Origin of the sequence: Mesorhizobium sp. M0062 (genome assembly GCF_040323125.1) — a bacterium.
Taxonomy (GTDB): domain Bacteria; phylum Pseudomonadota; class Alphaproteobacteria; order Rhizobiales; family Rhizobiaceae; genus Mesorhizobium.
Window position 1 is genome coordinate 323206 of sequence record NZ_JAMYUO010000001.1, and the last position, 16347, is coordinate 339552.

The 16347-nt window shown below is 64.5% G+C and carries 17 protein-coding genes and 1 pseudogene; 8 read left to right on the plus strand and 10 right to left on the minus strand.

Annotated elements, in window-relative coordinates; translation table 11 throughout:
* Both NKJ64_RS01465 and bcoG read right to left on the minus strand, forming a co-directional pair.
* Nucleotides 1-624, minus strand: coding sequence for an HD domain-containing protein (locus NKJ64_RS01465; protein WP_023696919.1), 624 nt, complete (start codon nucleotides 622-624; stop codon nucleotides 1-3).
* Nucleotides 625-637: 13 nt separating this feature from the next.
* Complete coding sequence (gene bcoG / locus NKJ64_RS01470; RefSeq protein WP_023668863.1) at nucleotides 638-1561, minus strand: 3-dehydrocarnitine:acetyl-CoA trimethylamine transferase BcoG; 924 nt, start codon at nucleotides 1559-1561, stop codon at nucleotides 638-640.
* 78 nt (nucleotides 1562-1639) lie between these two features.
* Between bcoG and NKJ64_RS01475 the strand changes: the two genes are divergently transcribed.
* Nucleotides 1640-2620 carry a GlxA family transcriptional regulator gene (locus NKJ64_RS01475; RefSeq protein WP_023668864.1) on the plus strand — a complete coding sequence of 327 codons (981 nt, stop codon included), beginning with the start codon at nucleotides 1640-1642 and terminating at the stop codon, nucleotides 2618-2620.
* 61 nt (nucleotides 2621-2681) lie between these two features.
* Here the strand turns inward: NKJ64_RS01475 and NKJ64_RS01480 are convergent, their stop codons facing one another.
* Both NKJ64_RS01480 and xylA read right to left on the minus strand, forming a co-directional pair.
* Nucleotides 2682-2885: a hypothetical protein gene (locus NKJ64_RS01480; protein ID WP_023668865.1), complete on the minus strand. Its 204-nt coding sequence runs from the start codon at nucleotides 2883-2885 to the stop codon at nucleotides 2682-2684.
* Between the two features lie 204 nt (nucleotides 2886-3089).
* Complete coding sequence (gene xylA, locus NKJ64_RS01485; protein WP_352461844.1) at nucleotides 3090-4415, minus strand: xylose isomerase; 1326 nt, start codon at nucleotides 4413-4415, stop codon at nucleotides 3090-3092.
* A gap of 112 nt (nucleotides 4416-4527) precedes the next feature.
* Here xylA and NKJ64_RS01490 point away from each other — a divergent pair, with 112 nt between their 5' ends.
* Entirely contained in the window at nucleotides 4528-4890 is a 363-nt protein-coding gene (locus NKJ64_RS01490; RefSeq protein WP_023689938.1) for a nuclear transport factor 2 family protein, read from the plus strand.
* Between the two features lie 221 nt (nucleotides 4891-5111).
* Here NKJ64_RS01490 and xylB read toward each other — a convergent pair whose 3' ends face one another.
* The 3 genes from xylB to NKJ64_RS01505 form a co-directional block, all read right to left on the minus strand.
* Nucleotides 5112-6566, minus strand: coding sequence for a xylulokinase (gene xylB, locus NKJ64_RS01495; RefSeq protein WP_352461845.1), 1455 nt, complete (start codon nucleotides 6564-6566; stop codon nucleotides 5112-5114).
* 81 nt (nucleotides 6567-6647) lie between these two features.
* Nucleotides 6648-7973 carry a tetratricopeptide repeat protein gene (locus NKJ64_RS01500; protein WP_352461846.1) on the minus strand — a complete coding sequence of 442 codons (1326 nt, stop codon included), beginning with the start codon at nucleotides 7971-7973 and terminating at the stop codon, nucleotides 6648-6650.
* Nucleotides 7974-7997: 24 nt separating this feature from the next.
* Nucleotides 7998-8621, minus strand: a complete 624-nt coding sequence (locus NKJ64_RS01505; protein ID WP_352461847.1) for a LysE family translocator — start codon at nucleotides 8619-8621, stop codon at nucleotides 7998-8000.
* Nucleotides 8622-8848: 227 nt separating this feature from the next.
* Here NKJ64_RS01505 and NKJ64_RS01510 point away from each other — a divergent pair, with 227 nt between their 5' ends.
* The 6 genes and pseudogenes from NKJ64_RS01510 (at nucleotide 8849) to NKJ64_RS01535 (ending at nucleotide 13374) form a co-directional block, all read left to right on the plus strand.
* Nucleotides 8849-9616 carry a L,D-transpeptidase gene (locus tag NKJ64_RS01510; RefSeq protein WP_023738051.1) on the plus strand — a complete coding sequence of 256 codons (768 nt, stop codon included), beginning with the start codon at nucleotides 8849-8851 and terminating at the stop codon, nucleotides 9614-9616.
* 99 nt (nucleotides 9617-9715) lie between these two features.
* The gene (locus NKJ64_RS01515) at nucleotides 9716-10882 is read left to right on the plus strand and encodes a diphosphate--fructose-6-phosphate 1-phosphotransferase (RefSeq protein ID WP_352461849.1); all 1167 of its coding nucleotides are present in this window, start codon (nucleotides 9716-9718) and stop codon (nucleotides 10880-10882) included.
* Nucleotides 10882-11646: an MBL fold metallo-hydrolase gene (locus NKJ64_RS01520; protein ID WP_352461850.1), complete on the plus strand. Its 765-nt coding sequence runs from the start codon at nucleotides 10882-10884 to the stop codon at nucleotides 11644-11646. The genes NKJ64_RS01515 and NKJ64_RS01520 overlap by 1 nt, the downstream gene beginning before the upstream one ends.
* Nucleotides 11647-11670: 24 nt before the next feature.
* Nucleotides 11671-11892 (plus strand): annotated as a pseudogene (locus NKJ64_RS01525) (PDZ domain-containing protein); the annotation flags it as partial.
* A 133-nt stretch (nucleotides 11893-12025) separates the two neighbouring features.
* On the plus strand, nucleotides 12026-12637 hold the full coding sequence (locus NKJ64_RS01530; RefSeq protein ID WP_023684287.1) for a sulfite oxidase-like oxidoreductase: 612 nt from the start codon (nucleotides 12026-12028) through the stop codon (nucleotides 12635-12637).
* Nucleotides 12634-13374, plus strand: coding sequence for an FAD-binding oxidoreductase (locus NKJ64_RS01535; RefSeq protein ID WP_027049234.1), 741 nt, complete (start codon nucleotides 12634-12636; stop codon nucleotides 13372-13374). The genes NKJ64_RS01530 and NKJ64_RS01535 overlap by 4 nt, the downstream gene beginning before the upstream one ends.
* Before the next feature lie 45 nt (nucleotides 13375-13419).
* Here the strand turns inward: NKJ64_RS01535 and NKJ64_RS01540 are convergent, their stop codons facing one another.
* Genes NKJ64_RS01540 through NKJ64_RS01550 form a run of 3 tightly spaced genes read right to left on the minus strand, consistent with a single transcriptional unit; the run spans nucleotide 13420 to nucleotide 16315 of the window.
* Nucleotides 13420-14886 (minus strand): nucleotidyltransferase family protein, encoded by a 1467-nt coding sequence (locus tag NKJ64_RS01540; protein ID WP_352461851.1) that lies wholly within the window; start codon nucleotides 14884-14886, stop codon nucleotides 13420-13422.
* Nucleotides 14886-15578 carry a glycosyltransferase family 2 protein gene (locus tag NKJ64_RS01545; RefSeq protein WP_352461852.1) on the minus strand — a complete coding sequence of 231 codons (693 nt, stop codon included), beginning with the start codon at nucleotides 15576-15578 and terminating at the stop codon, nucleotides 14886-14888. Before NKJ64_RS01545 ends, NKJ64_RS01540 begins: the two co-directional genes overlap by 1 nt.
* A complete protein-coding gene (locus NKJ64_RS01550; protein WP_023684291.1) occupies nucleotides 15563-16315 on the minus strand; it encodes a glycosyltransferase family 2 protein in 753 nt (250 codons plus the stop codon). Before NKJ64_RS01550 ends, NKJ64_RS01545 begins: the two co-directional genes overlap by 16 nt.
* Between the last annotated feature and the right edge of the window lie 32 nt (nucleotides 16316-16347).

The window sequence follows — 16347 nt, forward strand, 5'->3', positions numbered from 1 at the left end:
TCAGGCTCCGGTTCTTGTCTTGGCGGTTTCGGGGTCGATGAGAGGCACGCGCTCGCCGGAGCGGATCACGGAGGGGTCGTAGGCCTTGCGGGCGAAGACTTCGAGCACGAAGGGCCGGAAGAATTCGATCGGCAGCGTGTCGAAGTCCGGGTCGAAGCTCGACTGGTCCCAGCGTTCGCAAAACTGGTCGCAATCGTCGAAATAGGCATGGCTGGCGAAGCGGTCGCGAGCATGGCGGTTGCCGCCGAGATGATGCGCGTAATAGAGCCGCTGGAAGTCGCCATGCTTTTCCACCACCCAGGTGCATTGCTCGCGCACGAAAGGTTTCAGGATCGAAGCGGCGTATTCGTCGTGATTGTAGGGAGCGTAGATGTCGCCGATGTCGTGCAGCAGCGCGCAGGCGATCCAGTCGGTGTCGGCGCCGTCACGCCAGGCCCGCGTCGCCGCTTGCAGCGAATGGCCGAGCCTGGTGATCTTGTAGCCCGACAGGCCTTCGTCGAGTTGCACCAGTGCGTCGAGCAGCCGCTCGCCGGTCCTGGCGGCATAGTCGATCTCATGGGCGGTCAGGAACTCATAGTCTTGCCTGTCGCCATCCTTCATCGCGGTGAATTTGACGGTAGCCATCGTCAACCTCCGCTTAAGCCGCCGCTGCGATCGGCGCCCGCTTGGTCAGGTTGAGCTTCCTGCGCACTTCCTCCGGCCCCAAAATCCTGGCGCCGAGATTGGTGACGATGCTGGCCGCGCGCTCGACCAGCTGCGCATTGGTGGCAAGCACGCCCTTGTCGAGCCAGAGATTGTCTTCGAGACCGACGCGGACATTGCCGCCGGCGAGCACTGCAGCGGCTGCATAGGCCATCTGGTTGCGGCCGATGGCGAAGGCCGACCAGTTCCAGGTCGACGGCACGTTGTTAACCATGGCCATGAAGGTGTTGAGGTCGTCCGGCGCCCCCCACGGCACACCCATGCAGAGCTGCACCAGCGCGTCGGGATTCAAGACCTTTTCTTCGACCAGCTGCTTGGCGAACCAGAGGTGGCCGGTATCGAAGGCTTCGATCTCCGGCTTGACGCCGAGCGCCGTCATCATGCCGCCCATTGCGCGCAGCATGCCGGGCGTGTTGGTCATGACATAATCGGCCTCGGCGAAGTTCATGGTGCCGCAATCCAGCGTGCAGATTTCCGGCAGGCACTGGCGCACATGTTCCATGCGGTTGGTGGCGCCGCCCATGTCGGTGCCTTTTTCATTGAGCGGCAGCGGCGCTTCCGGTGAGCCGAACACCATGTCGCCGCCCATCCCGGCGGTCAGGTTCAGGATCACGTCGACTTCTGCCGCGCGGATGCGGTCCGTCACTTCGCGGTAGAGATGGACATCGCGGCGCGGCTTGCCGGTCTCGGGGTCGCGGACATGGCAGTGGACGATGGCGGCACCGGCCTTGGCCGCATCGATCGCCGAATCGGCGATCTGCTTGGGCGAGCGTGGCACATGCGGGGAGCGGTCCTGCGAGCCGCCGGACCCGGTCACGGCACAGGTAATGAAAACCTCACGGTTCATCGCGAGCGGCATGGACATCTCCTCCCCATAGAAACAGACCCTAACAATGACCGACTTGCCGGAAACTGTTTTGCAATTTACGAAGCTCTCGTGATCAAAAGCGAAAAACCGACCATCTTTCGCGCTGAGCGATCGCCGCTCAAGGTGACGCTGCTGGTGTTTTCAGGCTCGTCCATCATGTGCGTGGCGTCGACCGTCGACCCGCTGCGCGCCGCCAACCGCATCTCAGGCGAGACGCTGTTCGATTTCAAACTGGTCTCGGTCACCGGCGAGGCGCCGGTCACCACATGCGGCCTGCCGGTGGCGGTCAGGGGCCGCTTCGATGCGGCCGAGCCGACCGATGTGCTTGTCGTCGTCGCCGGCTTCGGCACCCAGAATTACGCGACATCGGCTCTGCTTTCCGGATTACGGCGAGCGGCCCGCGCGGCTCGCGCCTGCGGCGGCGTCGAGGCCGGCACATGGCTGGTGGCGCGCGCCGGCCTCCTCGAAGGCCGCAGCGCCACCACCCATTGGGAAGACATGGAGGATTTTTCCTCCGCCTTTCCCGGCGTCGACGTGCGTCCGGACCGCTACGTCATCGACGGACCGGTGTTCACCTCGGGCGGGGCGTCGCCGACCTTCGACCTGATGCTGCATCTGATCCGCACCCGGCTCGGCATGGCCGTCGCGCTCGATGTCGCCAGCGTCTTCATCTACGACCAGGCGCGCGCCGCGACCGACGCGCAGCCGCTGGTCTCGCTCGGCCGGCTCGACGGCTACGACCCGCGTCTGGCGCAGGCTATCCGGCTGATGGAATCGCATGTCGACCAGCCGCTGACCATCGACGCGGTGGCAAAACGCGCCGGGGTGACGGCGCGGACATTGGAGAGCATTTTTCGCAAGTCGATCGGCGAGACGCCGGGCGCATATTATCTCAGGCTGCGGCTGGGCGCGGCGCGGCGGCTGGTGGTCGACACGCGGATCGCCATGGCGGATATTGCCGGGCGGACGGGGTTCTCGTCCGCCGCGGCATTTTCCAGAGCGTTTTCAAGAGCGTTCGGCGAAGCCCCGGTCAGGCTGCGCCGAGGTTGATGCATGTCGCCCAAAAGTGTGTCGCGGTTTTGGGATTACGACATGCACGGACAAAGGGAGATCAGGCTGCGTTCTGTCGATCGCTGCCGGCGTCCATCTGCGAGCGCATCTGCCTCGCCAGACGGACTTCAAATCGGCTGCTGACAGCACGATCCCATTCGTTTTTCACGCTGTCGGTCGGCCGCGGCAGCGCCATCAGCCGGTCGATGATCGATCCGGTCTCGCCGGATGAGAGCAGGGCGTCGATTTCGCGTTCATGCTGCATATCGGTTCGCCTCCTTCCTTTTCACCCGCCACAACCGCATCCTTATACGAGATACGTGACGGCAGTTTGAAGGCAAGAGCGAGGTCATTGAGGGGCGCCAAAGGGCAAACCCTTGTCGTCGGATAGGGTCTTGCGCAAACCCCATTCCGGGCGGCCGGAATGTTATCCAGCCACCCTTGAGCACAACGAATCGGCTTTCCGCCCTCAGACGTAGCGGTTGACGATGTTTTCCAGCAACTCCTGGCGGCCGGAGCGTGGCTGCGGCTCGATCTTCTTCTTCACCACGCGCTCGGCGATGTCTTCCAGCGAGCGCTTGCCCGACAGCATCGCCTTGCCCTCGGCCGTGTTCCAACCGGCATAGCGCTCGGCCAGCGGACCCGACAGCGCCTTGTCCTCGACCATCTTGGCGGCTGCCTTGAGACCTCGTGCGCAGGAATCCATGCCGCCGATATGGCCGATCAGCAGGTCCTGCGGGTCGAGCGACTGGCGGCGCAGCTTGGCGTCGAAATTGGTGCCGCCGGTCTTGAAGCCGCCGGCCTGCAACACCTGGTAATAGGCCAGCGCCATCTCCGGCACATTGTTGGGGAACTGGTCGGTGTCCCAGCCCGACTGGTAGTCGTTGCGGTTCATGTCGATCGAGCCGAAGACGCCGAGCGCCTTGGCCAGCGCCAGCTCGTGCTCGAAGGAATGGCCGGCAAGAATCGCGTGGCCCTGCTCGATGTTCAGCTTCACTTCCTTCTCCAGCCCGAAGCGCTTGAGGAAGCCGTAGACCGTGGCAACGTCGTAGTCGTACTGATGCTTGGTCGGCTCCTGCGGCTTCGGCTCGATCAGGATCGTGCCTTTGAAGCCGATCTTGTGCTTGTAGTCGACGACGAGACTGAGGAAGCGCCCGGCCTGCTCCTGCTCGCGGGCAAGATCAGTGTTGAGCAGCGTTTCATAGCCCTCGCGCCCGCCCCACAGTACATAATTCTCGCCCTTCAGCCGCTTCGTGACGTCGATGCAGCTTTTCACCGTCGCCGCCGCATAGGCGAAGACATCCGGATCGGGATTGGTGGCGGCGCCCGACATGAAGCGGCGGTTGGAGAACAGGTTGGCCGTGCCCCAGAGCAGTTTGACGCCGGTCTTCTTCATCTTGGCGGCAAAATAGTCGGCGATCTCGTCGAGCCGCGCGGCACTTTCGGAGAAATCCTTGCCTTCCGGCCGCACGTCGGCGTCGTGGAAGCAGAAATAGGGCGCGCCGAGCAGCGAGAACATCTCGAAGGCGACGTCGGCTTTCAGCTTGGCCAGTTCCATCGTGTCGACGCCGCCAGCCTTGGGAAACCAGGGCCGGTCGAAGGTCTGGCCGCCAAAGGGATCGCCGCCCGGCCAGGCGAAAGAATGCCAGTAGGCGACGGCGAAGCGCAGATGGTCTTCCAGCCGTTTGCCGGCCACCACCTCGTCGGGATTGTAGAAGCGGTAGGCCAGCGGATTGGTCGAATCCGGCCCCTCATACTTGATCGCTTTGATGTCGCCGAAAAATCCGCTGCTCATCTTTTTTGTCCTCTCCGAATAATCGCGCCTGATTACCTCAGGCGTAATTGGTTTCGCTCTCGCTCGGGGTGAAAAGGCTCGTGTCAAAGCCACTCAACGAAGGAGACAGACCATGACCGACCTCAACACGATCGCCCAGAACTACATCACCGCCTGGAACGAGGCCGATGCGGATCGCCGCGCCGAACTGCTCAAGGCCACCTTCACCGAAGACGTCAGCTACCGCGATCCGCTCATGCAGGGCGACGGCCACGCCGGCGTTGCTGGGCTGATCGACGGCGTACAGCAGCGCTTCGCCGGCTTCCGGTTCTCGCTGAAGGGTACGCCGGACGGGTTTGGCGACCGCATCCGCTTCTCGTGGAATCTTGGGCCGGAAGGCGTGCCGTCGGTTATCGAAGGCACCGATATCGGTGTTATCGAAAATGGGCGCCTGAAGAGCGTCACCGGGTTTCTGGACAAGGTGCCGGCGCAGTGATCGATTAAGGGTGGCGCGAGACACCCCCCTCTGCCCTGCCGGGCATCTCCCCCGCAAGGGGGGAGATTGATAGTCACGCGGACCTTCGCCAACCAATAACGCCGAAAGAAAAGAGTCGGCGCGCAAGCTGCCAATCTCCCCCCTTGAGGGGGAGATGCCCGGCAGGGCAGAGGGGGGTGCCTCGCGCTCCCTCATGTGATTGCCGGGTGCCCCGCGCTCACTCACGCCATGGCGCCCTTGATCGCCGGATACAGCGCCCGGTAGCGCTGATAGGCATCGGCATACGCCCCGCCAAGCGGGACATCCGGTTCGATCGTCGCATCCGTCCTCGGCGCCGTGCACACCGCCAGCGGATCAGCCCCTGTCGCCGCAATCAGCCCGAGCCGGGCGGCGCCAAAGGCAGCACCGAAATCGCCGTCGGCCGGAATGTCCACGGGCACCTGCAGCGCCGTAGCGATCGCCTTCAGCCAGTAGCGCGAGCGCGAGCCGCCGCCGATTGCCGTCACCCGCGTCAAATCCGTGCCGGCGGTCTTCAAGGCTTCGAGACTGTCGCGGAAGGCGAAGGCGACGCCTTCAAGCACGGCCTGCGTCAGCACCGCGCGGCTCGACTCATGCGCCAGTCCGGTGAAGGACCCACGAATGGCGGAATCATTGTGCGGCGTGCGCTCGCCCGAGAGATAGGGCAGGAACGACACCCCGCTCGGCGCTTTCAGCACATCGCCAAGTTCGGCGGTCAATTCGCCGGCCTTCTTGCCTGAAATCTCCGACAGCCAGTTCAGCGAATCGGTCGCAGACAGGATGACCCCCATCTGGTGCCAGGTGTTGGGCAGGGCATGGCAGAAGGTGTGCACCGCGCTTGCCGGATTGGGCAGGTAGGAAGCGTTGGCAGCAAACAGCACGCCAGATGTGCCCAGCGACACAAAAGCGTGGCCGGCGCCGACCGTGCCCATGCCGCAGGCTGAAGCCGCATTGTCGCCCGCGCCACCGGCCACCGGGACGCCTGATGCTATGCCCCAGTTGGCGGCCAGTTCGGCGCGCAAGGCTCCGGCCTTCTCCGTGCCTTCGACCAGCGACGGCATCTGCCTTTCGTCGAGCGATGTCGCCGCAAGCAATTCGGGGGACCAGCGCCGTTTGCCGACATCTAGCCAGGAGGTGCCGGCGGAGTCCGACATTTCTGAGATATGCTCGCCGGTCAGCCAGAACCGAAGGTAATCCTTCGGCAAAAGCACTTTTGCAACCTTGGCGAAAACCGCGGGCTCGTTGTTCTTCACCCAGGCGAGTTTCGGCGCCGTGAAACCGGGGAAGACGATGTTGCCGGTGAGTTGGCGAAAGTGCGGGTCGGCATCGAGCGCGGCGGCCTCCGCGTGGCTGCGCGTGTCGTTCCACAGGATGCAGGGGCGCAGCACCTGGTCGCCGGCATCGAGCAAGGTGGCGCCATGCATATGGCCGGAAAGGCCGATGCCCTTGACCGCGGCAAGCTCTTTCGGGTGCGAGGCTTTCAGCTTGGCAATGGCGGTCTCGCAGGCGCGGATCCAGTCGGCGGGGTTTTGTTCGGACCAGCCGGGATGCGGCCGCGATACGTCAAGCGAAGCATGGCCGGAGCCGATGATCTTCTGCCCGGCATCGATCAACAGCGCCTTGACGCCCGACGTGCCGAGATCGAGGCCGAGATACATGCATTCCTCCCATTGCCATTAATTTTTTCGGGTCTCGAAAAAATCTGGCTCGCCAGTTTTTAAAACAAGATCCGCCGCGGGTCAATTCTCTGACAAATTGGCGGCGCGTTGCGAAAACAGCGCCGACAGCGGACTGTCCGGCCGGACCAGTGCGCGCTGGGCCGTCAACGCCCAGGCAAGCGCCGTGTCGCCGGCGCGCAACGCCGCCTCGATCAGCGTGAGATCAATCACATCGCGCTGGGCGTGGCTGCCGCCAAAGCGATGGGCAATGGCGCGGATCGGTCGGATCAGGCGCACCGCTTCGCTGTAATTGCCCTCGCCGAATGCCTTGATGCCTTCCGTCAGTGGCTGGCCGACATCCCGGGTGAAGGCGGCGTTGTCGTCGCTGCCGCGCATCGCCTCGTGCTGGGCTTCGAGCAAGATGTTGACCGGCGCTTCGAGACCGGCGCCGACGAATGCCATCATCGCATGCGCATCGTTGAAGGCGTAATTGCCGGCTCCAGCCTTCGGCGCCCAGTTGGCAGCGAGCGCTGCCCAGCGGTCGCCGACATCGACACCGCCGAGATAAAGCCGCCATAGGATCGCAGAGGCGTCGACCATGTTCAGCGCCAGCGTCGAACGCTCGCCATAGATCGGCCCGTCATAGAGCTTGAGCACCTCGTCGGTCTCGCCGAGATCGTAGTGGAACAGCGCCAGATGCCACCAATTATGCACCTGCAGGAAGCTTTCTTTGGTCCACGCCTCGGGGTTGGCGCGCATCCAGGCAATGCCGTCCCGTTGCCGGCTCTGCATCTCCATGACATGGGCGACCGCGTGCTGCGCCCAGCCGTCGCGCGGCTCGATCTCGATCGCCTGCCGGCCAAAGCTTTCGGCCCTGACATAATCGCCCATCTCCTCCAGCCCGAAGGCCTGCATACCGAGAATGGCGTGATAACCTGGCATGCTGCTCTGCCAGGACGGCAGCGCGCGGCCGATACGGTCGCGCAGCATGCGGGCATTGCCGGTGAAGAAGTCGATCTGGTGGCCGACCTGCAGCGCCACCGCATCGAGCGGGTTGTCGATGGCGATATCCTCGAGAACACGTGCGGCGTCATGCCAGCGTCCCTCGGCAAGATGGCCAAGGGCCGCCACATGCGCCTGTTCGCGCGGCGTCGCGGCAAGCGGCAGTGCCGCGGCATGGCATGCCTGGGCGACCGCCGTTGCCTCGCGTTCGGTGGCGAGGCCGAACAGATACCCCTTGAAGACACGCGCCATGACGAAACCGGGATCCGCCGATATGGCGCGGTCAACGGAGCCGACCGGGTCGCCGACGAAGCATTGCAATTCATGAACGGCCTGGCTGTAGGGTGAAAACCCGGCCTCGGTCGCGCCCGAAAACATTAGGCCGAATGGATCTCTTACTGCCATATCGGCCCTGATGCTCCGCAGTTCCTAATTGCCCGAGCGCATCGCCACCGTGGCGATCCCGGCGCCGACCAGCAGCGTGCCGCCGGTGCGGTTGAAGATGCGGATCGCCTTGCGGTTGCGTACGACGTTGCGGGCGCGCGCCGCAATCAGCGCGTAGCCGAAGGCATTGGCGAAGGCGAGCGCCAGGAAGGTCGCTTCGAAGATCAGCATCTGTGTCCAGAAATCGGCTTCCCGGTTGAGGAACTGCGGCAGGAAAGCGACGAAGAAGGTGATGCTCTTCGGGTTGAGTGCGGTGACCAGCCAGGCGTGCGCCATCATCTTGGCGGCCGAGACGGCATCTGTGCGTGGTTCGGCTTTGAGCGCGCCGCCGGCGCGAAACAGTTTTACCCCGAGATAGATCAGATAGCAGGCGCCGATCAGCTTCAGAATGGTGAACACGGTCGCCGACGCGGCCAGCAGCGCGCCGATGCCCAGCATCGACAGGGTCATGGCGGTGAAGTCGCCCAGCGCCACGCCGACAGCCATCGGCAAGGCGGTGCGCCAGCCCTGGCCCAGCGCATAGGACACGACCAGAAGAATGGTCGGGCCCGGAATGATGAGCAGCACGGCGGAGGCGGCGGCGAAGGCGGCCCAGTTTTCGAACGACATCTTTGTCTCCTTGAGCGCAAAGAAAAGGATAAATCCTCGTGTGCGGTGGAATGTAAAGAGCCCTCTCCCAAAAATGCACGGCGGACCATTTCGCCCGACCGCTGCCGCTATTGGTGGCACAGGCTTAAGACCGGTCGTTGGGCCTTCACCCTTTTTCAACCATGTTTGGCGAAACTGCCTGCTATCCGGCCGGACCGTGTTTCCCGCCGACAGCGTAGGGTTTGGGTATGCGTGAGTTGCCGCAGAATGTGACGCCGCCAGCAAATGGCGACGCAAACGAGACCGAACATCTCTATTCCCGCCGCTTCGTCCTGTCAGGGGCCGGCGCCATGACGCTGCTCGGCATGGCCGGCTGCAGCACTTCGACGCTCGAGCTGCCGCAATTCCAGCTGGATGACACGGTCACCGGCTCGGTGCGGCCGATCCGTCCGGCGATCAGCGTCGACAAGAACATCACCGGCCCCGATGTCATGTACGCCTCACTCAACGATGGCGGCTTCGAAGTGCCGGCTGTGCCCTATCAGAAGGTCAAGCCGGAGTTCCGCCGCCAGATCGTCGTCAACGAGACCGGCGAGGCGCCCGGCACCATTGTCGTCCATCTGCAGGAGCGAAAGCTCTATCTGGTGCAGGAGGGCGGCGACGCCATTCGCTACGGCGTCGGCATCGGCAAGGACGGCTTCCGCTGGTCCGGCCGCGCCAACATCCAGTACGGCAAGGAATGGCCGACCTGGACGCCGCCGCCGGAGATGATCCAGCGCAAGCCGGAACTGGTGAAATGGCAAAACGGCCAGCCCGGTGGCCTCACCAACCCGCTCGGCGCACGCGCCCTCTACATCTACCAGGACGGCAAGGACACCGGCTACCGCATACACGGTTCGCCGGAATGGGCGAGCATTGGCCAGGCGATGTCGTCGGGCTGCGTGCGCCTGATCAACCAGGATATCATCGACCTCTACAGCCGCGTTTCCAAGAAGAACCCGGTCGTGGTCGTCTGATCCTGTGCGGCGGTTTGGCGCCGCTGGAAACTCCCGTTGCGCGATGCGGCAAGCTAGGCCAAGGTGCCTTGAAAACCACAGCGCCGGGAGAGATCGAGCATGGCTGGAACGTTTGTCATCGCACAGGGCGGCGGCCCGACCGCCGTCATCAACCAGACGGTTGTCGGGGCCACGCTGGAAGTCCGCAAGCGCCATCCCGGCGCCAAGGTGCTGGGCTCGCTCCACGGCGTGCGCGGCATTCGTGACGGCAACTATGTCGACCTCTCCGCCATCCCAGAGGACCGGCTGCGGCTGATCGCCGGCACGCCGAGTGCCGCGCTCGGCTCGACACGCGACAAGCCCGACGCTGCCTATTGCGAAGTCATCCTCAACGGGTTGAAGAAGGCCGGCGCCGACGCTTTCATCTACATCGGTGGCAACGACACGTCGGGCACGCAGCAGATTCTGACCGACGCCGCCGGCGGCAGCATTGCTTTCGTCCATGCGCCAAAAACCATCGACAACGACCTCGAGGAAAACGACCACACGCCGGGCTTCATCTCGGCGGCCGAATTCGTCGCCGGCGCCTTCCTGTCCGTCGATCTCGATTTCCGCGCATTGCCCGGCATCTATGTCGGCATCGTAATGGGTCGGCATGCCGGCTTCCTCACCGCGGCGGCTGCAGCCTGGCAGCTCGATCCCGACAGCGGCCCGCATCTGGTCTACGTGCCGGAACGGCCGTTCTCCGCCGCCGGTTTCATCGACGACGTGCGCGCCACGCTCGACCGCCACAAGCGTTGCATCGTCGCCGTCTCCGAAGGAGTCAGCACCGCCGACGGCAAGGCGCTGGTCGAAAGCCTGGTGCCGCCGGACAAGCTCGAGCGCGACGCGCATGGCAACGTCAAACTGTCGGGCAGCGACCTGCCGTCAGCTCTGGAACGTGCGCTCGCCGAAGGCCTGCCGGGCAAGCGCGCCCGCGTCGATGCGCTTGGCTACATGCCGCGCGGCTATGTCGGCGCGATCAGCGCCGTCGACGCGCGGGAGGCTTTCGGCGCCGGCGCCTTCGCGGTTGCCGTTGCCGGCGAAGGCGGTGGCTCGGTGGCGCTGCAATATGACGGCACGAAAACCGTGCTGAAGAAGGTGCCGCTGAAGAACGTCGCCGGCAAGACGCGCCATATGCCCGACGATTTCATGAAGCCCGATGTCAACCAGCTGTCGGAAGCGGGCATGGCTTACCTGAAGCGGCTGGTGCCGGAAAAATACAAGGTGGGAAAGCCCTTCGTCTGATGGGCGGCCGTTTTGGCGGCACCCGTTTTGGTGGCGAGCGCGTTGTCGGCGACTGGTTCGGCAAGACGATCATCGACGACCGCACGACGATGCTGACCGAGCCGTTCGTGCATGATTTCGTGCGCGCCAACATCTGGCATTTCAGGGGACGCGACGCCGACCTGCTGGTCGACACCGGCATGGGCATCTGCCCGCTGGCGCCTGAGATCGACACGCCCGAGGGCAAGCCGCTCATTGTTGTCGCCACCCACATCCATCTCGACCATGTCGGCTCGCTGCACGAGTTTCCGCTGCGCGCCGGGCCGCGGCACAGTGCCGAGCATTTCGAGACCATGAATGAGGCAGTGACCTACGCCTACATGTTTTGCAATCTCGACGGCGCCGTTTCGAAATTGCCGGCGCCGGGCTGGACGGCGGCCGACTACAAGATCCCGCCGGCGCCGCTGACGCGCACGCTGGACGAGGGCGACATCGTCGACCTCGGCGACCGGCAGTTCCGCGTCCTGCATCTGCCCGGACATTCGCCGGATTCGATCGCTTTGTTCGACGAGGCGGACGGCCTGTTCTTTGCCGGCGACGCCATCTACGATTCCACGCTGATCGACGACCTGCCGGATTCCTCCCGGCCTGATTATCGCCGTACCATGCAGCGGCTCCTTGACCTGCCTGTTCGCCTCGGCCATGGCGGCCATGGGCCGAGCTTCGACGGCAACCGGATGCGCGAGATCGCCACAGCCTATCTCAGGCGCAACGAAGGCCGCTGACGACATTGTGATTGGAACCAGCGTGGCGCCGTGGTCGAGCGCGTCAATCCGGACAAGGCAGCCGCCAATGCGGACCTGCAGCCGGGCGACGTCATCGTCGCCGTCGACCAGTCGCCGGTGCGGAATGCGCGGCAAGCCAACCAGGCGATCGCCGAGGCCGGCAGATCGGGCCGGAAGTCGGTGCTGCTTTTGGTCGACCGGGGCGACACAACAATCTTCATCGCCGTACCCTTCGCCGCCGGCTGAGGCATGATGCGGCAGGCTCGCCGGACCACCGACAGGCCTGCCGCACGGCGTCGCCAAAATTCCTGTTGCCCGCTGCGACATCTTCGAGAACATTACGGCAGGCCGGCAATGGCCTGTTAAAACGGACGGTCCGATGGTCACTCGCGGTTTTTCCTCCGGTCGAAAGCCTCCGACGGAGACCGATGCGCGCATTCCGCCCGGTCAGTATCTCGAACAGGGCTTTCCGGTGCTGTCGGCGGGGCCGACGCCGCGCGTGCGCACCGAGGACTGGTCGTTCACGCTCAAGCACGGGCCACGCCCGATCAAGAAATGGAACTGGGCCGAGTTCAACGCGCTGCCCTTGACCAAGATGACGCGCGACATCCATTGCGTTACCGCCTGGACCAAGTTCGATACCGCCTGGCAAGGCGTGCTGGTCGACGACATTCTTGCCGACGCCGGCATCGAAGCGCCGACCGGCTTCCTGCTGGCGCATGGCTATGACGGCTACACCACCAACGTGCCGGCCAAGGATCTCACCGCGGGGAAGGCGATGGTGGCGCTGCTTTATGAGGGCAAGCCGATCACGGCCGACCATGGCGGCCCGGCGCGGCTCCTGGTGCCGCATCTCTATTTCTGGAAATCGGCCAAATGGCTGAACGGGCTGCAGTTCACCGAGCGCGACGAGCCGGGCTTCTGGGAATTGCGCGGCTATCACATCTATGGCGACCCGTGGCGCGAGCAGCGCTATAGCGGCGATCCATGAGCGAAGCGCCGCAATCTCCCTGGCAGACGGCGAAAATCACCCGGATCGAAAAGCGCACGCCACGCGTCACCAGTTTCTTTTTCGCGCTGTCACGGCCATTCGCCTATCGCGCCGGACAGCATGTCGATGTCAGGCTGACTGCGCCTGACGGCTACCAGGCGCGCCGCTCCTATTCCATCGCCTCGGCGCCGGAGAGCGGCGCCACGATCGAGCTGGCGATCGAGAAGCTCGACGACGGTGAAGTCTCGCCCTTCTTCCACGACGTCGCCGCGGTCGGCGACGAGATCGAACTGCGCGGGCCGCTCGGCGGCCATTTCGTCTGGTCCGATGGGGATGGCGGGCCGCTGCTTCTGGTCGGCGGCGGCTCCGGCGTGGTGCCGCTGATGGCGATGGTGCGGCATCGAGCCTTGCGCAAATCGGCGGTGCCGGTGGCGCTGATGTTTTCGGTGCGGGTCTGGGACGAGGTGATCTTCCGCGACGAGCTGATCGGCCTCGGCGACCGCGGCGACGGGTTCGAGCTGGTGCTGACGCTGACGCGCGAGGCGGCACGGCGCCCGTCCGACTATTCGAGGCGCATCGACACGGCAATGGTCATGCAGGCGCTCACGCGGCTGCCGCGGCCGCCGGCGCTCGCCTTCGTCTGCGGGTCGAACGCCTTCGTCTCGGCGGCTGCCCAGGCGCTGATCGACGCCGGCATATCAGCGGAAATCATCCGCACCGAGCGCTATGGCGTCTGAGAGGGCCACAGTGGTTCACCGTTTCATGGAAACAGCCACCCGCTCTCAGGTGGGTGAAAACCTTGCCGACAGCAATTGGAACGGCAGCGCGCCATAGGCGGCGACTTCGGCCTCATTGTCCCAGTTGCGGAACTGGCGCGATGGCCGTGCCTCGATCACCAGAGGCCGGCCGGTGTCGTCCACCGTTAGCTTGCCGCGAAAGCGCAGCACACGTCCGCCGCCGGCGCGGCTGATCACTATGGAACGCAGGCGGGCGACATGGCCGCCGCCGGCATTGATTTCCATCTCAATGCGGCGCCGGATTGGTGGAACGACGATCCTGACGGTGACGTCCAGCACCATCGCTCCAGTCCTGTCCGGACGCGGCAGGGTCTGGGAAAGTGCAAACGGCGCCGACGTCGCTCTTGCCTTGCGCAATGTGGGCCTGCCGCGCCAGACGGCGGGCGTCGGCTGCTGCAGGCGGCCCTTTTTGCGTTTGAGGCGCAACTGCTTGGCAAAGCCGCGCGACAGCCAAACGAGGCCGCCGAAATCGGTGCGCGGCTTGGCCTGCAGCACCGAGGACCAGCGCGACAGGCCGGCGCGGTCGGCCAACTCAATCGTCTTTGCAAGTTCGGCCTCCGGCACCGCAATGCCGATCTCCAGGCAGAGATAGGAGAGCGCCACCGCCGCGGCGACGGCGAGGCCCCGCTTGGCGATGATGTCGGCGAACACGCCCCAGTCGACTGCGCCACTCTCGATGGCGACCGCACAGTCGACCAGCCAGTCGCTGTGGGTGTGGGCATCGAGGCCGCCATGCGCGATGGCAAGCGTCATGCGGTCGGCAGGCGAGGGCACAAGCACGCGGACGCCATTGAATTCGGCCGACAGGGCCCGCTGCCAGACCGCCAGATCGTCTTCGGTGCTCTGCTGCGATCCGTCATAGGCCAACTGGTGCAGGTCGATGTCGCCGAAACTGCCCTTGAAGAAATTCATCGACCGCAGGGACGCCAGCCTTGTGCGCAGATATTGCGGGCTGACGCCGGTGGCGATTTGCCAGCCACCCTCGGTCAACACGTCGAAGGCGGCGATCATGTCCTGCGGACGCACCAATATGTCGATGTCGTGCGCCACCCGGCCCCGCTGCGCCGACGCGTTGACGGCGATGCGGCTGGCGCCTTTGATTAGCATCACCGCGCAGCCGGCGTCGATCATGGCCTGTAGCGCCGGCTCGGCCTCGCGCGCAGCCAGCCGCGATTTGGTCCACAGCATCTTTTGCAGGCCGACAAGACGTGGATAGGCCGGATGCCCAGCGAGCTTGCGGCCGAACTTGTCGGAGATCGCGGCCAGCAGCCGATGCTCACGGAAGGCAACATGGTCGATGTCGTTCTCGTCGAGCCAGCGCGCCGCGTAACGCCCTGCCGCTTCTTCATCGGGCAGCAATGCGGCCTTCAGCAGCTGGTCGAGTCCGCCAGTTGGCCATGACCAACCATAGTCCGGAAACCGACGGCCGATACGGCGCATGGCATTGGCCATCAGTCGGCGCTCGCCTTTTTCGCTGCTCGCCTTTGCATGGCCAGCCTTACGACTTCGACATAACCGCGATCGCGCACGGGGTCGCGTCCATAGGACATGCTGCCGGGCCGGATGCGGCGCAAGGTCAGGACATCGTCGAGCATGGCAAGCGCAAAGCCCGCCTCGCGGGCACGGGCGATCCAGTCGACCATGTCGCCGCGACCGCCTTGCGGGTCGATGATCGGACCGACGGCCTCGGCTACCTCCCGGCGGATCATCATCGTCGTGCGCGACCAGCCCGCCACGGCCACGTCCTGTTGCACATCGGGCTTGTCATCGCGAAACGTCCGCCAGTGGGCAAAGACTCCTGCCGTCGCGGGAAACCGCTCGAAATGCTCCAGCTGCCTTTCGATCTTGGTCGGCAACCACAGATCGTCCGCATCGAGCGTGGCGACGAAGGGCGTCGCCAGCGCGGCGATGCCCCTGGTGGTGGCGCTGCCTGGTCCGGCATTGTCCTGGCGCAACACCTGCACCGGCATGCCCAGCGCATTGACCACCGCGACCGTATCGTCGGTCGAGCCGTCATCGACGACGATTATGGCGTCGGGCTGGACCGTCTGGGCCGCGACCGATCGCAGCGTCTCGGCGATGGTGGCGGTCGCGTTGAAGGCCGGAATGACGACGCCGTAGCTGGCCATCACAGGAAACGCCAATTCGCAAGTTCCTTGAAATCGAAGATGCCGTCGACAGGGTGCAAGGAGCGGTCGGCCTCGCGCCGTTTCATCGACTTGTAGACGGCGCGCATGAATTCGCGAAAAGGAACATCGGCCTGCCTGGTCATGTTGCCGGGATGGCGCCGGTAATAGAGCGCAACAGTGTCGGGCATCGTGAATTTCGGCCCGCTTTCGAAAGTGCGCAGCAGATAGTCGGTGTCCTCGGCCTGGTGGAAATCCTCGTCGAAGCTGCCGATGCGTTCGACCAACCGCCGGACGAAGATAGCGGGAGACAGGTGAATGCCGCGAACCGTCACCGAGTGGCTGTCGGCTGTCGGCTCCAGCGTATCGTCATCTATGTCGTCGACCAACGTCATGCGCGAATAGGTGAGCTCGAGGGTGGGGTCTGCGTCGAAACAGGCCAGATCCGCCTTGAAGCGGCCCGGCGGGGAAATGTCGTCCGAATCGAGAAACGATACCAGCCCGGTCTGCGGCAGCAATTGCCGCAAGCCCGCGTTGCGCGCCCGCGTCACCCCGGCATTCTGCTGCTGGAAAAGGCGAATGCACGGCGCCTCCGCGATCAGCGAGCGCACGACCGCCACCGAACTGTCGGTCGAACCGTCATCGATAACGATGATGTCGAGATCGGCGGCATCGCGCTGCCTCAGCAGCGAGCGCAGCGCCGAGCCGACATGGCGTTCGCGGTTGTAGACCGGCATGATCACGCTCAGCTTCAAGCACGCATTCCAGGCTGTGATCTGTTCATTCT

Bases quoted from the DNA above. Each gene is read 5' to 3' on its own strand.
- NKJ64_RS01520 (WP_352461850.1), top strand. From the start codon at position 10,882: ATGGGCGGCCGTTTTGGCGGCACCCGTTTTGGTGGCGAGCGCGTTGTC.
- NKJ64_RS01515 (WP_352461849.1), top strand. From the start codon at position 9,716: ATGGCTGGAACGTTTGTCATCGCACAGGGCGGCGGCCCGACCGCCGTC.
- NKJ64_RS01490 (WP_023689938.1), top strand. From the start codon at position 4,528: ATGACCGACCTCAACACGATCGCCCAGAACTACATCACCGCCTGGAAC.
- NKJ64_RS01530 (WP_023684287.1), top strand. From the start codon at position 12,026: ATGGTCACTCGCGGTTTTTCCTCCGGTCGAAAGCCTCCGACGGAGACC.
- NKJ64_RS01500 (WP_352461846.1), bottom strand. From the start codon at position 7,973: ATGGCAGTAAGAGATCCATTCGGCCTAATGTTTTCGGGCGCGACCGAG.
- NKJ64_RS01510 (WP_023738051.1), top strand. From the start codon at position 8,849: ATGCGTGAGTTGCCGCAGAATGTGACGCCGCCAGCAAATGGCGACGCA.
- NKJ64_RS01505 (WP_352461847.1), bottom strand. From the start codon at position 8,621: ATGTCGTTCGAAAACTGGGCCGCCTTCGCCGCCGCCTCCGCCGTGCTG.
- bcoG (WP_023668863.1), bottom strand. From the start codon at position 1,561: ATGCCGCTCGCGATGAACCGTGAGGTTTTCATTACCTGTGCCGTGACC.
- NKJ64_RS01480 (WP_023668865.1), bottom strand. From the start codon at position 2,885: ATGCAGCATGAACGCGAAATCGACGCCCTGCTCTCATCCGGCGAGACC.
- NKJ64_RS01540 (WP_352461851.1), bottom strand. From the start codon at position 14,886: ATGGCCAATGCCATGCGCCGTATCGGCCGTCGGTTTCCGGACTATGGT.
- xylB (WP_352461845.1), bottom strand. From the start codon at position 6,566: ATGTATCTCGGCCTCGATCTCGGCACGTCGGGCGTCAAGGCGCTGTTG.
- NKJ64_RS01535 (WP_027049234.1), top strand. From the start codon at position 12,634: ATGAGCGAAGCGCCGCAATCTCCCTGGCAGACGGCGAAAATCACCCGG.
- NKJ64_RS01465 (WP_023696919.1), bottom strand. From the start codon at position 624: ATGGCTACCGTCAAATTCACCGCGATGAAGGATGGCGACAGGCAAGAC.
- xylA (WP_352461844.1), bottom strand. From the start codon at position 4,415: ATGAGCAGCGGATTTTTCGGCGACATCAAAGCGATCAAGTATGAGGGG.